General features: G+C 30.9%; 10 protein-coding genes. All 10 read right to left on the bottom strand.

Features of this window, described 5'->3' with window-relative positions:
* Window positions 1-96: 96 nt before the first annotated feature.
* Window positions 97-1,236 carry a plasmid pRiA4b ORF-3 family protein gene (locus JJQ93_RS01460; RefSeq protein ID WP_150201020.1) on the bottom strand — a complete coding sequence of 380 codons (1,140 nt, stop codon included), beginning with the start codon at window positions 1,234-1,236 and terminating at the stop codon, window positions 97-99.
* Window positions 1,237-1,358: 122 nt separating this feature from the next.
* A complete protein-coding gene (locus JJQ93_RS01455; RefSeq protein WP_274892512.1) occupies window positions 1,359-1,598 on the bottom strand; it encodes a hypothetical protein in 240 nt (79 codons plus the stop codon).
* Window positions 1,599-1,748: 150 nt separating this feature from the next.
* Complete coding sequence (cas3, locus tag JJQ93_RS01450; protein WP_274892511.1) at window positions 1,749-4,172, bottom strand: CRISPR-associated helicase Cas3'; 2,424 nt, start codon at window positions 4,170-4,172, stop codon at window positions 1,749-1,751.
* A gap of 25 nt (window positions 4,173-4,197) precedes the next feature.
* Window positions 4,198-4,956: a CRISPR-associated protein Cas5 gene (cas5, locus tag JJQ93_RS01445; RefSeq protein ID WP_150201016.1), complete on the bottom strand. Its 759-nt coding sequence runs from the start codon at window positions 4,954-4,956 to the stop codon at window positions 4,198-4,200.
* 3 nt (window positions 4,957-4,959) lie between these two features.
* Window positions 4,960-6,036 carry a CRISPR-associated protein gene (locus tag JJQ93_RS01440; protein WP_150201015.1) on the bottom strand — a complete coding sequence of 359 codons (1,077 nt, stop codon included), beginning with the start codon at window positions 6,034-6,036 and terminating at the stop codon, window positions 4,960-4,962.
* Complete coding sequence (locus tag JJQ93_RS01435; RefSeq protein ID WP_274892509.1) at window positions 6,033-8,129, bottom strand: TM1802 family CRISPR-associated protein; 2,097 nt, start codon at window positions 8,127-8,129, stop codon at window positions 6,033-6,035. Before JJQ93_RS01435 ends, JJQ93_RS01440 begins: the two co-directional genes overlap by 4 nt.
* A gap of 211 nt (window positions 8,130-8,340) precedes the next feature.
* The gene (locus JJQ93_RS01430; RefSeq protein WP_150201013.1) at window positions 8,341-8,952 is read right to left on the bottom strand and encodes a hypothetical protein; all 612 of its coding nucleotides are present in this window, start codon (window positions 8,950-8,952) and stop codon (window positions 8,341-8,343) included.
* 103 nt (window positions 8,953-9,055) lie between these two features.
* On the bottom strand, window positions 9,056-9,580 hold the full coding sequence (locus JJQ93_RS01425) for a YwgA family protein (RefSeq protein ID WP_274892508.1): 525 nt from the start codon (window positions 9,578-9,580) through the stop codon (window positions 9,056-9,058).
* Window positions 9,577-10,833 carry an HD domain-containing protein gene (locus tag JJQ93_RS01420; RefSeq protein ID WP_274892507.1) on the bottom strand — a complete coding sequence of 419 codons (1,257 nt, stop codon included), beginning with the start codon at window positions 10,831-10,833 and terminating at the stop codon, window positions 9,577-9,579. Before JJQ93_RS01420 ends, JJQ93_RS01425 begins: the two co-directional genes overlap by 4 nt.
* Before the next feature lie 455 nt (window positions 10,834-11,288).
* The gene (locus JJQ93_RS01415; protein ID WP_274892506.1) at window positions 11,289-16,148 is read right to left on the bottom strand and encodes a DEAD/DEAH box helicase; all 4,860 of its coding nucleotides are present in this window, start codon (window positions 16,146-16,148) and stop codon (window positions 11,289-11,291) included.
* Between the last annotated feature and the right edge of the window lies 1 nt (window position 16,149).

The raw sequence follows: 16,149 nt of genomic DNA, 5'->3' as shown, positions 1-16,149 counted from the left end.
ATTTTACTAATAATACATGCATAAACAACTACTTTGTGTCCTTTTAGTTTCCTTACAAACTTTGCCTAATTTAATAAACATTCCATAGTTAGCAACTTAATTATAGAATAAACTAATCTTTTTATTTACCTCCTCAATATCAAATTCTTTGTACCCTTGATTTTCTCCCCAAGCCATCATATTTTCATATTCCGGATTGTTTTTATCAGAAATTATTTCTAAAAATTCATCATAGCCATATTCACCGCCTACATCTTCTGGTGGGGCATTTCCTTCCCCATCAATACAGACAGCATAATTTTTATCATAATTGTCAATGATCTTTTGAACTTCAATATAATGCTGCCAATTGTCTCCAAAGTCATAAACATACATCAACCTTTTATATTGCGGAATATATTTTGATAACTTAATACCTTTTTCAAAAATCATTTCTATGTCGCTCTCGTTCGGATAATCAAAAGCTTCTTCATCGCTGACTAAATTTACAATCGCCTTATATCCATCTTTACTGTAAGAAGGATAATTGATAAATGAGACATCCTGTCGTTCATTGCCATAAATGAAAAATTCATGAAGATGATAATCCTGCCAGCCAAAAGCAGCCTGAAGTACTTTGTGAAGCTGTGTAAATGTAGTATTTATAGGAACAACAAGCCTGCGCCAAATATTATGATTTTCTATCTCAAGTGTTACTTTTAACTCTACTGCCCTACATTTAAAAATGGGTCTACCAACAAAATCTTCTAAATCTTTAAACATTTCTTTACTTGGAGATGTATATCCTTCTTCCTGTTTGCCTACCCAATAACGGCTTGCTACTTTGCTTACAAAAGTTTGATAAACTGTATTGTCCAAAAGCAAATCTTCATATAAGTACACCACATTACAAGCAGCATTCATTTTCCCTACATAAATACTATTTTTTGTTTTTCCGTATACAACTTTTCCCGCCTGTCTTATATACTCTTCAACAATTTCTTCATCAATACACTCATCTAATAACACCAGACGAATAGCATTTAAAATAACTTCATCAAGTCTTTTAAAATCCTTTGCCTTAAGTCCATATAAAACAACCACATACCTGTTTTTATCATTTACAAGAACTATTGTTTTTCTTCGATTCAATGTAATCAAATTCGCATGCCAAGAAAATAACAAATTTTCTTCTTCATGCGTAACGGGTTTTCTCTCCAGCACATCTAACAACTTTTTTGTACATTGTATTAACATAACCTATCACACCTTATACATGATCATTTTCAATAATACATAAAATCGTGGTCATAGTCAAACAAAAACAGTAATTTAACATAATTGTTTTTAAAACTATAAGCAAATTCCTTATTTCCTGTTTATTTTTTATTTGCTTCATTATTCTTTTTCTGCTGCATTAATTTAAAAATATTTACCATAGGCAATTTTACTGGTGGATTTATTCCAGAAAGAGATGTAACAGTTAAAATATATGCCCGCGATAACTGAGAAAGTGTCGTTAAGCCATTTAACTCCAGCATGTCAAGAAAATCCTCTTGTTTTAACTTTTGAGTATTTCCAACAAATACGCCTTCCATAGTTAAATTAATTTTAAGCAATTTTGAACAAATATTTAAGTTAAGCATTTTAATCCTATTAAAATTCCTTTAAAAAATGAAGAAGTTATTATAGAAGATACATCATTAGAAGACATTTTAATTTAGCACCCCATCTTATTAGAATATCATAGTTTACAACAATATATTTTTTTAAACAAATTTAAAACCTGTTTCTTCATCATATAATTTAGATACATCTTTTGGTGAAATCCACCGTAGTGAACTCTTTACCCCATTTCTGATTTCAAAATTCTGCAACAAATTGCTTTCAACTTTTCGTTCTTTAACTTGTATTATATAATCATTCACTTTTGCCGTAATATTCCTTAATAACGCCTTGCGTTCAAATGAATTGTAATGTGCATAATCACCTCGTTCTAAAATAATATTTTCATATTCATTAGCTAAAATAGTAGCATTTTCATCCTTCTCCACATACACATCGCATATGAACGACAAATCCTCTATTAACCTAAATTCTGATATCTTATTAAAATCTAATTTCAATATGCCTTCATTCCATATATTTTTCGATTCTTGAGGTATGCCTAAACTTAATATTTTGTCATAATACCTATCTATAATTTTATTATATTGCCATTCGTAAATTTCTTTATATTCTCTCAACAGTTCCATTGTTAACTTCCTATTAAAAAGGTGATATATATAATCACTATCATGAGCTAATTTCACAATGTAAACTGGCAAGTGTTCGCCTTTTTGACTATTCCTATTCACACGGCCAGCCGTCTGTACCAATGAATCTAATGGAGCAAAATCTCTAAAAGCCATGTCAAAATCTAAATCTACTCCTGCTTCTATGGTCTGAGTAGAAACCAGAATAACGGATTTATTAGCTCTCAATAGCTTGTCAACTTCCTGAATAACCGACATCCTCTTTTTTGGTATTATGTTAGTCGATAAATAATACACAGGAGTATCAATACCTCGTCCTTTGAGTTCTGACTTTAATGCATAATATACCTCTATGCTTCTTTTTATAGTATTTACAACTATGACAGCCGATTTACGTGGATTCCATTTTTCAATAAAAAATTCTACAAATTTGTCCGTATTCATTTCTTCTTCCAAAACTGGTACAAATTTAGTCCTTTTCAATTGAGCAAAGTATGTCTCTGAAGAAGGAAACAAATCAATTGTTTTCTTACTACTATATTCATGACTATTCAGTAACCGATCACCAAATTCCAATATCTTCGGCTGAGTAGCTGTCATAAGTATGAATCGAGTACCATAATATTCAGATATTTTCTGCAAAGTAGCACCAACAAGAGGCATATATTTCTCTGGTATTGCTTGTACTTCATCCAATATTACGATACTTCCCGCCAATTTATTAAGTTTTTTTAGTGCACTGTTTCTACCTGTGAATATGGATTGAAATAATTGGACAAATGTTGTTAAAATTACATCTCCTTCCCAAGCTTCTATCTCAAGTAAAGCTTTGCTTATCGGTATATTTTCGCTAGATTTTATATTAGATGCAATATCAGCCAATCTATGATGCACAACCAAACTTGCCTGATCTCCTATAACATTTTCATACTCTTTACGTGTCTGTTCGATAATATTGATAAATGGAATAGCAGTTATTATTTTTGGAACATATTCTTCTATATCTTGTATTCTTTGCTGTAATCTTAAAGCACATTGTAAAGAAGATAAAGTTTTACCAATTCCGGTAGGAGCAGTAATAATGAAAAATCTGCTGTTTTTTATCTGTTCATCTGTTAAATTATCTACATTATTCATCATCTCTCTACGAGCATTTTCTCTTTTTAAAAGCAATGTTTTATCAGCACTACCCTTATCCTTAAATGCCAAATACTTGGCAACTCTACTATGTGAAATAGACTTTCCTGACCTATGTACGAGCTCAGCCGAATCTAGTTTGTCGCTATCTACAAGCAATGAAAACATATATATAAGAAAAAAATACCATTGTTCATCAGCAAATCGTCCCATTTTTAAAAGTTGAGGCATATTCATAAAATATTTGTTTCCCTTTAATCTCTCTAAATCAAGATATGTTGAAAAATCAAGATCCTTTAAATTCGGAGCAATACTTGATAAATCATCTAAAATCTGATGTTGATTTTCGAATAGATTCTGCCTTATTACATTAAGCTCTTGCCACATTACATCTTGACCTTCAATGGTAAACAACCGTTCCAATGTCAAAGAGTTGTGGTGCATTCGCACAACAATATAGCACAGATACATAAGTATATACATTAAATTCTCATTCTTGCATATCATTTTAATTTTATCAAATAAAAATAAATAAGAAAAGCAAGCAGAAATATGAGCATGATTTTTATAGGAACCTTTGTAATTACCTATTAAATATTCTTGAAAAAATTTCGAGTATTTACCTATATCATGGAAAAAGCCAATATTATATGCTAAGCATTTTATTATATCAATGTCCATATCTTTAAATTTTACTACATTGGGCACTATTTCCGTACACATCTCTGCAACGGCTTTCAGATGTTCATTTAATGGTTGTCCATATCTTTTATCTTTATCAAAGTGAGCAAGATATTCCATAAAACCACTACCTTTTACAATTTACTTACTGCATCCACATAATGTTTAATCCATTATCTAATTTTACATATTGCTTAGCCGTTACTTTTATAGGGCTTCCTTCAATATTTATTAAAATATTTTTAAGTCCACGTTCTGTAATTTTTCTACCTTTAGTAAACTCCAATGGCACTTCTTCTTTTATTAACCTATACCATCTATCTGTCATATTTTGCAACTTTATATCATCTACATATTCCATCGGTATGGCAGAATACATGTCAACAACATCTGATTTATATACTTCTTCTGCTTCATATACGCCTTTCTTTTCTATCCATCCCAAATTAAAAGCAGTACCAAGTGCCACTGATATACCTTGGGTATAGTACATTGGCATATCATTTACTATCCATTCTAATTTCTCCATAATATTATTATCAAAATGGTGTATCCATATTTGATAGCTTACATATCCAGTTCGTATATTAAGCGGTATAACAAGCTCTGTAGCCGCCTGACTGTGATTCTCAGCCGAGCCATTTAAATCGTTTTTGCTCTTTATCATAAGATGATTAAGCTTTTGCATACATTTTTTTATTGGCATTTGACAGGCTACGGCAATTTTACAATTATCTATAGAAAATGTCTCATAATACGTATCTCTTTCCATGCCTAATAGACCAGCCAATATACCAGATATTGTAGTTCTAGGAGGTAAAAAATATGAAAGGGCCGAAGCATTGGAATGTACTTTCCTAAAATGCGCCATTTTACCATTTACTGAAAATGATACTACTTTCATAATCTAACCAACCACCTTATTGGAAATAGGAGCCAATAAATCAACTTCTTTATATAAAGGCATATTTACAAGAGATTTACTGGTATCGATATATGGATATACCCAGCCAATTACTTCATCTACATATCCCTTTTGTTTCATTTTTTCTATAACGTTTTTAAGATCTTTAAAATCTATTTTGACATCATTAAGTGATCTTATAGGTTTATCATCAGGATAAGAAACCTCTAAAAGTCGTCTCAAATCTCCTAGAAATACATCAAAATCAGGTTTATACACTACTTCAATGTAAAACAAAGGCTGTTGCCCTTGCTTACTATCTGTCTGATTAGCCATAATACCCTGCACTAAAGCTTTTCTAAATATAGAGGCATCATCTTCTGTCATCCCGGTATATTTTGCGCTATACTTATTCATAGTGCCATAGTGAGCAACTAATGCATAATATATCTTATTTTTTTTACCAAACGTAGAACTGTCATCATTCATTATAGAAGTTATAGAATTAGATTTAACTTCTTCTACTGGATGAAGAGAATATCCCCAATTCATTTGTACTGGCCCAGTATATGATTTTGATACATTTTCTACTGCCATTGCGCTTCCAAATAGTCTTATATCTATTAACGATTGTTTTACTATCTCTGTCAACAAAATATTATTAAACTTGATAAAATCATAATTCTTTTTATTCTTTGATTTGGGCTTTTTCGAGTCATATTCCGCTTTATAATTATCACAATTTTTTCCGAATATTTGTTCCCACTTTTGCTTTATCATATCATTTTGCTTAAAAAGAGTATCCATTTTATCTTTGTTGCTAAGCCACTTATTCATTATATTCTCAAACATAGTCTCCATGGTAACTTTTGTATCATCTAATGTATCAACAAATATCTCATATCCTTTATTCTTAAGGAAATCTCTACAGTCTCTCTTACGTCGTTCATCGCTTACTAAAAGAGTTGCTGTTTCATAGTCCATCCTAGGTTTGTTTTCATGGTCGGGATCCCCATTAGGATTTGTCATATTTGCTTCAAAGCCAAATAAAAAATCTCTATTTTTATTTAAAATATTCAATCATTATCTTCCTTTCCTATTATAATTTCTTCTCTTTCTATTTCCTGCTCTTCTTCTGTAGCATCAGGCATACTGTTACTTATCATATACGCATATCCAGACATTATATAAAAAACATTAGCATGTCCATTTAATTTCCATGAGTCTTTTTCTTTTATGCATCCATAATAATAATGAAATCTGTTCATTACTGCCTCAGTAAAAATATTTAGCCTTTTATACTGCCTAAGCTTTTCTACCACTTCATTGTAAAGCTTATAGACCTCAACATCAGTCATACCTTGAAACTGAATCTTTTTAAGGATTGGTTTTGTTTTATGTTCTTTTGCCATCTGATATATCGCTACTCGTTTTATTAATACACCCAAATAAAATAATGCTTTAGCTTCATTAGTATATTGCTGAATAGCAAGAAAATTTTCCATATCGTTTATAGAATTATTCACATTTTCTAATGCGGTCTTTACGCTTTGCATATTGCTCACCTCCTTTTTCTCATCATGGCAAGCTTTATCATTTATCAAAATATTCAGTTGCCTACACACATTAAATAAGATTAAATAACCTATTATTAAATTTCTTATGAAATAGTCGTCTGCATAATCTTTATAATTTTTCTTATATTCAGCTAGACCCATATTGAAATAATTTTTTACTTCATCCTTTTTAAGCTGATTTAATCCCTTATCAAGGCCTTCACACGCATAGCTAAATAACTCATTCATATCAATCTGTTCACCGCATAATAATGCTTTGTAAAGTGATAATACCTTACCTGTCCATTTATTGCTATTCTTATCTTGATATACTGGAATTAAGCTATAAATACTAGCAAAAGACATGTATTTTATATGTTGCCGCATCATACTGACATTATGGCCAATGAGCTCCATTATCTTTTTAAAACGTACTGTAGGTACATCTTCTATAGTCTGCAATACACTAAATGATGTACCATCTGTTCTATATACTACAAAGTTCAGACTATAATAAACAATTTCATCTACACTGGCAAGCGCTTCAATGCTTTGAAGCCAATTATTTGCATTATCTTCTTTTAAAGCAAGATCTACTTCTCTTTTTAGCTTATATAAGAAATTGTAATCAAAATCTTTAATTAATCCTTCAGGCAATATAAAAACATCCTCGCCCGCTATCTTGCCTCTAAACATTTTTTGAATTTTCTTATCCCCATTAAGAAGATCTAAATAACAATCATGACATATGGAATATGTATTTTCATAGTTGAAATTATCAAGGATTTGAGATGTATTCTTAGTTGTTATTTCAAATAACTTGTTTATCCCTTTTCTATCAAAATTTTTTATATAATCTTCGGTTTTAACATCATCTTTTTCCTTATGGCATATATAGCACACCTTTTTACTTTGCAAAGAAGGAGTGAAACTTTGCTTTTCAATATTTTTATCTAACTTTACCAGTTTTATATATTCAGGATATTCAGATAAGACAGCACGTTGCTCATCTTCCTGTAGGACTACAGGTACAACTAATAGAAGCCGGTTTTTTTTGTTTTTTTCTCCAATTCCTGTTCTAATAAATTGTTCAGGAGATACAACTTTATCACCATCTTCAGTGGACTTTGATAATGTTATTTTAGCCTTGTTTGTATTTTCAGTAAGACCTTTAATCAAATAATTGTCTGGCAATAAAAACATCTTATAATTTATACTGCCAGCCCCTTTCTTTTTACTTAAAGTGACTAACCCACTATCCTCCATCTTTTTAATAATCAAAGCCATTTTTTCACTCTGCATACCGTATTTACAAAGCATATTGTATAAATCACTTATAGCACTAGTTAAAAGATAATGTAAAGATTCAGCATCCCTATTAAGGTAATACTGAAAACCACTGCCTGAATTATTTCCAAAATATAAGAATTGCTTCGCGGTATCATCCCTCACAGGTTCTCCTGATTCAAAATAAATTTTTTTATTTTGAATATCAAATATCATATATACTACATATCCTTGTTCATCATTTTTTATTCTAGGCAATTCTTCTATAAGACATTCAATATCGTCTGATCTATATTTTCCTAAAGTTGCAGTAATAGCAGTTAGATTCATATTATTACCTCATTCCATTAACATAATTTAATACATACTGGTCTTTAAATTAGTCAAATGCATATTTTAACTTTTATTTTATCAAATGTTATGGACATGATGTGGCACTTTATTTATAAAAAGAAATTAAAATCAGTACATCATCACCAGCTTATTGCACAAAATCTCTCTTCATCTTAACATTTTCTATTTACAAATTAAGTTTGTAATCTTAAAAATCTCCAATTGAAAAATGACCATACTTCCAGGTCAAATATTGTAAAAGAGAACTGGGAAAATATATACGATCTGCATACTTATCTTTTTGATAAGATTTGATTCTTTTTTGAATAAATTCATCTATTTCACTAAGTGTTAAAATTATCCAGGGACCATCAATTTGTTTTTCTGTTACTGCCAACTTAGCTATAATCCACGAATTAATCGTTATATATTTTTCATTGTATAACTTTTTTGCGATACTACTAACTTCTTTTTTAGGAAAAATTCCAAACCGATAAAGAGCACTTTCTAGCCTTTTAAAAAGAAAAGACTTCTGTAAACAGCATTTCCTTAAATCTTTTGACGACTTTACTTCAGTAATAAAAGCCAAGTTAAATTTATCAATGTCTATACCCCAATCATAAAATTTTTCTTTGTCCCAATCTTGGTCTTGTCCACCAACTTTCTCATAAACATCCAAAAATCTAATTGCCAACAAATCAGAATCTGCTGAACCTCTTTGATTTCCATTTCCTAAATTATGTAAGACAAAGTTTTGCAATAATAAAAAGCCATTAAAGCGAAGATACCAATATGCCAATTCTTCAGCAAAATTATTCATCTATTACACCATCCTATAAGCTTTAAAAAGTTAACACGTATAAAATTTGTCTATATAATCTTAGTGTTTTAAAACCACGTTGAGTAGATATTCTTTTATAAATTCATTTGATTCGTTCATCATCAAATCCATATTCGTCATGTATTACTTTCAAAAAATTGAACGCTGAGTCTATCTCCTCATCAGTATAATTTTTGTCAGATTTTACGATTTTTATCTTATTAACAATTTTATCTCTTGGATATCCTTCATGTTCAAAATATATAATTGTTGAAACCAATTCCAAAAATCTGGATTTTTGATTGTTTAATTTTTCAATTAAATCCTTATATTTGTCAAGATTATACTGTATATCTATTTCTTTTTTTAATTTATATCTATACTTTGGAAATAACCCACTATCATTTTTCTCTTCCTCAATTATATTCATCATCTTAAGCTCTTCCAGCTCAATTGTCAAAGTATCCGAATATGGACCATAATAATGAAAATAAAAATTCTCCACAAAATTTGCTCCTAAGCTTTTTAGTATATATACTATTTTTTGAATCTTTTTACGGCCATCAATTTCTCCGGCGATACTTAATAACTCAATAATATTAGCATATTCATTCAATGTATCACTCATTTTAATTCCTCCAAATATTTAATTATATCATCACTTATATTTACGCCATCATAATTATATCTCGGAAAATATAGATAATATTTAATCTTTTGGCTGCCTGATATAGCTTTTATTGATTCAGAAAATCTAGTAATAGATTTATTTTTGCCCATACTATTAATTAATATAGGTGGTTTTTCTCCCTCCTCCCCTTCAACATAATAATCATATATCACATTACTAGGTCTATCAAGGGCAAGATAATATTCAGCATCCATATTTTGATTTTTTAGTATTTCTCTTATTGCATCTAAACTAAAAGGAAAAGATTGCTCAATTTCATAGGCCTTATATAAATCTCTATACAAATATTTACAGCATAAATCTCTTAATATCTTGTCTCGTGAATTTTTCCATGATAATATCGCATATAAAATAACACTATCGTTCAATTGTATATATTCTTCTACATTTATTTTCTCATTTTTAAAAATTGGAATCAATAAATCTATTTTAATATCCAGTAAATTTTGCTCATATAAGTATTTTGCTCTTTTTAAAATATTTTGAAGCAACAATTCATATCCTCTTGTAGTTTTATGGTAGTATACCTGCCAATACATATAATGTCTAGCAAGTACATATTGCTCTACGGCATACAATCCCTTATAATCTATAACTATATTATCATCACACACTAACATAGATTTTATAATCATATCTACATCAAACAGCCCATACTTTACACCTACATAATAACTATCCCGTAATAAATAATCCATTCTGTCTACATCCAATTGGCTTGATAACAAATAACTAACAAATTTATGCTCATACTCTTTTTTAATTACTTCAGCGACCTTTTGAGGAAAATCACTATTAACAGTTTTTAATATCCTATTTACCTCAGTATCACCAAGTATAATGTCAATTGTCCATTGTTCATGATTTGTACTCATTACTTTCTCAAATACATGAGAAAATGGTCCATGACCAATATCATGTAATAAAGCCGCAGCTAATCCTATTTTCCTCGTCTCTTCGTCTATATTAATTACATTTTTCAATTGTCCTAACGCTTTATCCATTAGATACATAGTACCTATAGAATGTGAAAATCTAGTATGATTGGCACCATAATATGTAACCTCTGATGTTCCAAGCTGCTTTACCTGTTTTAATCTTTGAAACTCTTTACTATTTATCAAATCTAAGATCCAAGTTTCATTAATTATAATAAAATTATATATTGGATCTCTAAAATATTTTTTCATAATGGTACTCCTCACTATTATATCGTTTTATTTCACTAAATCATAAATATAATCTTAAAAAAATATCAAGCCTTTCATATTAATAATTATTAAAAACTCATAATAGCGTAATCAACAAATTTTCCCTTTTATAGTTATAAAATTTTAAATCTTGATTTTTATAATTTTTCGGCATTTAACATTTTTATTACAAAAAAATTGTCATAAATTATTGAAAATTACAGTTTCTTATAATTTATTTCTACAGCATTTTTATCTTCAATCGGTAAATTTTCTAATTCTGATTTTTGAAATTCACTATGATAATACATATTTTTAAGCTATTGCAATACTTCTTTCATGTTTTGTGCTTTATCTTTTGAGCATATACAAAAGTTCATCTTCTATATCTATAATAATTACATTACCATTCTCAGCCTTTTTGTGCAACAGAACAGTCTACTTGTGCTTTTATCTTATTTATTTAAAAGTTCTTTGATAAAGTCTATTACATAGATCCTCTTTAATTTGTCATGGCAATACTGATTCGTATAGTTGCGTAAGCATCCATAGCAGCTTGTATCAGCTCTTTCTCCACCACATTCGCAATTTAAAACAAGATCTAATGTCCTATTTAAGACTCTTATAAGGTTTTTTCTATTAGCAATCCTTTTTACTTGTCCTGCTCCGCCTGGGACATCATCAAATAACACAATAGCAGGACTAAAAGAATCTTTAGAATACGCATATAAAGTACCATCAATATCTTGGCGCTCAATCTCAAGTTCCCGACAAGCTCCTTCAATCAAACCATACAATAATGACTCCCAAAATCCTTCTTGTGAATTAGAATAATCCATGATCTTCAGCATTAATATATCCGTTTTAAATTCATATCCGAGGGAATAACGCGATAATTTGCCTTTGCAATTTTTGCCCATTGGAGTTTTATGTGACTTTATAGGACTGCCAGTATTAATTTCTGCATAACCGCAACTTTCGCATACCTTAAAGCCTCTCTTACCTGCGCTGTTTATCACTGCTAGCTTCCCATCACCAGCTTTTACATTAATACGAAAACCACCTATCTCATAATCATAATTTTCCTCTATTTTTTCACCTTCATCTGCAAAGTACTTCCTTGTACTGTATGTCCTTTCAGGTTTTACCAATGTTGGCTTTTGAGGCTTTCCTGCTATAAATCCAAACTCTGGTGTGATAAATATTCCGCGGTTATTTCCAATCTTACGCCCACAAACTTTGCAAGTATCAAGATCATTTTGATTATCTGCAATATTGCTATAATAATTTCCACAATAATCACAAATAGCATAATTATATTTGACTGGTTCTCTATCTGGCAATTTTTTAATGTATCTACTAGTCCACAATTTTCCTCCAGCGACAATCTGACTTTCTGGAGCATACTCCGACAGAGCTATTTTTAAATCCCTAGTAAGTTCCAATCCTTTTGCTTCATCACCATGATGATCGACTTTCAGTTCTACAACATCCACAGGAAATCCATACTTAGGAATGACATTATTTTGCGATAAATAATTGAGAATATATCTTCGTTCTAAAGTATTTATCATTCTGTTAATTTCCGATGCCTTTGAATAATCTTTAGCATTTACGCATTCCTTTTCAATATTTCTCAATTCATTAAGATCATTTAATAAATTTGCCTCTGCTTTTTTCAATACGCCTTCTTTATCATCAAGCAAACCATAAACCCATTTCCAATCATTTATACCAAGTACATCATGTAAATCAGCCGGCACAATTCTCAAAAGACTTTCTTTCAATTCTATTGGTTTTTCCGCCAAAAAATTACTTATTATCGTCGTAATAGGTGTTCCATCTTCTACAAAAAATTTATTAACTTCCCCAAAAAAATTTCGATTTAATTTCCAAAACATTGCTAATGCAACGGCATAAATGTGTCTTTTTATAATCTTTTCATTTTTAATCTCAATGTGAGGTGTTTGAACCTTTCCATTGACAATATTTAACGGATCTAAATAATAGGTAAAATCATGCGATCGCCTTTGTGCAAACGTAAGTACAAATGCTGTCGCACTAGTCCTCCTACCTGCACGTCCTGCTCTCTGCACATAATTAGCAGGCGTCGGAGGTACATTTCTCATAAACACCGTCTCTAAATCTCCTACATCAACGCCTAATTCAAATGTAGTAGAACTACTTAAAACATTGATCTCACCTTTTTCAAATTTTCTTTGAATTTCTGCTGCTGTTTCGGTGGTAAGCTGTGCAGTATGCTCACTTGTCTTTAGTTTCAACGGAAGTATATCTGTATAAAGCTTCCTATAATGATTATCCTTAAATATATTCTTTGGATCGCATTCAATTAAATGGCCATCACACCTATAGGTGGGACAAACTCCTAAAACGTTGTGTAACGTAAGTCTATTGCATTTAGTACATCTGTACCATTTTATTGACTCATCTATTATAGAAGGTACAATTTTCCAATAATCTAAATTTAACCTATATACTTGTCCAATACCATTACGCTCAAAATGATTTGATAGATATTTACTCCAAAGCGATTTATTATTTGCCAATAATTTATCCCAAAGTATTTTTAAAAATTTTTCTATTTCACCGCGGTTAATATCCTTCCCCTTTGCTCTAAAAAAGCGCATCAGAAAATCAAGGCGCGTATTGTTCCTCATAGCATTGTTTCTTCCTTTAGAATAAGGTATCCAGCTATATATATAACCAGGTACCGCATAATTATTTTTAAAATAAAATTCTCTATTTAATGGTGCAAAAAATTGGTCTTTGGGGCTTACACTGTCAGGAAAGCAAATAGCGCCGTTTTTCCTTATGCTATCTAAAAGAACCATCATCAAACCAGACATCTCATCATCCGTTAGGTTCCATGGATCAGTTTTAAATCCTCTTGCAAAATGTATATCGGGTGGTACGTCAGGGATAAACCCTAAAAGTCCAAGGGACTCCAAACTGTTTGAACCGCCCCTTCCCATAAACTCGTAAAGCACCCATTTCCAAGCTTCTTCTTCCAATTGTTGTTGACTTAAATCAAAAATCTTTAAATCGCTTAAAAATCTTTTTAAATATAGAGCTAAATCCTCTATCCTCCATTCATTATTAATAGCTTTGTCCTTATATTTTTCCAATGTCATAATGATAAGGCGTCTTTGTAAAATTTGATTATAAGACGTTTGTAAATACGTAGAAAAAAACGCTGCATCCTGTCTACTATCAGAGAATATAAGCATTCTACGGTTGCTCTCAGTTACATCACTTTCTGATATATCATCATCCCACAATGAATCTTCATTTTTATCGCCATCTTTTTTATCAATATCTTCATCCGGAATCTCTTGGTAAAGAGCCGTTGATAAAACACTTGTAGCAGCTTCACTTCCTATGACAAATCTTCTTGCTACCGAGCCTATCGTATTCATCATTCCACAAGCTGGGCATTTATGCAACAAACCTTTTTTGCTATCGCTTTTTACAACACGAACTTCATATTCTTTACCACAATGACAAAAATCACCTGTTTCATTTATCTCTCTTATAGCTCCACACTTACCGCAAAGCACATATTCTTTTTCTGAAAAATCTACATCTTCACCAGATGAAACTATCTCATCTTCGTTTTCCGGTACAAGTTCTTTGTTTTCAATCAGTAAAAAATATTCTAGATTGCTATTATCTTCTAAATAATGATATCCAGGTTGTTTTAAAATTTTCATGTTGTTTTTTCTATCAATTTCGCCTATTAAATATATAGAATTACACTGAAAACAAGTTGCAATTTCAAAAACTCTGTATCCCTGTCCTTTTTCATCTTCTATCCATTCATGCCTTTCTAAATATAAATGTCTTTCAGGAAAAAGAGAAATAAAGCCTCCTTCAAGGGCACGCACAAAAAGATGATACCTTGCAGGAAGCAAAGGCTGTTCATTTATACCCATTTTTGCGTTATTTGCCAAGTGGACTAATGAAACTAAAAGTTGCTGCCTATTGCTTTCATCTTCAAACAAGATATCAGCAATTTTCGATAAATACTGAGGCTTTTCTTCTAACTTAGTTTGCAGTGTAATTAATCGACTATCAGAACTTAATGCAATATAAATGAACTTTCTCCAATCTCCATCTGATTTTTCCTTGGCCTCATCTAAAACATCAACAGGTATACCTGCTTTCAGCCCTTCTTCAATTAATCTTTCAATTTTATTTGCATCATTTCTTTCAACTATTTCAGACCATATATTGTAAATACTAGAATCAGGTTTATATCGACTTTCTTTAGAAATAACAAGTCTCTTTTTAGTTCCTATCACAACATCTTGATGTTTTGGATCACCTTTAATCCACTGAAACTCCTCTCCAAATAGTCTTTCTGCAAATTCTGTAACACCTTTATAGTCATTTTCGCTCTCACCAACAAGTGTTGCACTTGTGCCTATACACTTTAGCACACCATGTTGGCTCTTTACTACCCTATCTTTAAGTCGTCTTAAGAGCATGGCCAATTCAATACCTTTTGCTCCAGAATATATATGTATTTCATCGATAACAATAAATTTCCACCTATTTGCATATTCGCCATCAAAGAACACATTATCGTTAGGCCTAAGGAGCAAATACTCCAGCATAGCATAGTTAGTAAGCAAAATATTTGGCGGTGTATTCTGCATCCTTTCCCTTGACAATATTTCATTTGGCAACAATTCTTCTTCTGAATACAACTTTTTAAATTGTTCTACAGCACGTTTTTCCTCTATTTCAGTTTCACCTGTATAACTTCCAAATGTAATGTCGGGGTAATTTTTGAGAAGTCTGCGCAGCCTCTTTAATTGATCATTTGCAAGGGCGTTCATGGGATATAATAGTAAAGCTCTAACTCCTGGCCCTAAATCTCCATTTTCTTTTTCTCTAAATAAATGATTTAGAATAGGTATTAAAAAAGTCTCAGTTTTACCACTTCCTGTACCCGTTGCAACGATTAGATTTCTTTTGTCCTTAACTAATTTATAAATTGCATTTTTCTGATGTAAATACAAATTGCGAGCTAATGGAAGCTCATCAGTACAAAGTTTTCTAAATTCACTTGATAAAATATCTTCTTTAATTAAATCTTCTATAGAGCTGCCACTTTCAAAAGGTGGTGTCGCTTCTAATATTGGTCCTTTCGAAAATTTATCTATTTTCCTTAGCTCTTCCTTCAATTGTTTTTGTAAATTTGCATCATTAAATGAAAATGTAGTCCCAAGATAACTCAAATATCTATTTACAATTCTTTCAGTTGCAGAAAGCGGGTCTAGTCTTGCCACT

Source organism: Thermoanaerobacterium sp. R66, from assembly GCF_028895185.1.
GTDB lineage: Bacteria > Bacillota > Thermoanaerobacteria > Thermoanaerobacterales > Thermoanaerobacteraceae > Thermoanaerobacterium.
This window is presented reverse-complemented; position numbering and strand designations above follow the sequence as displayed.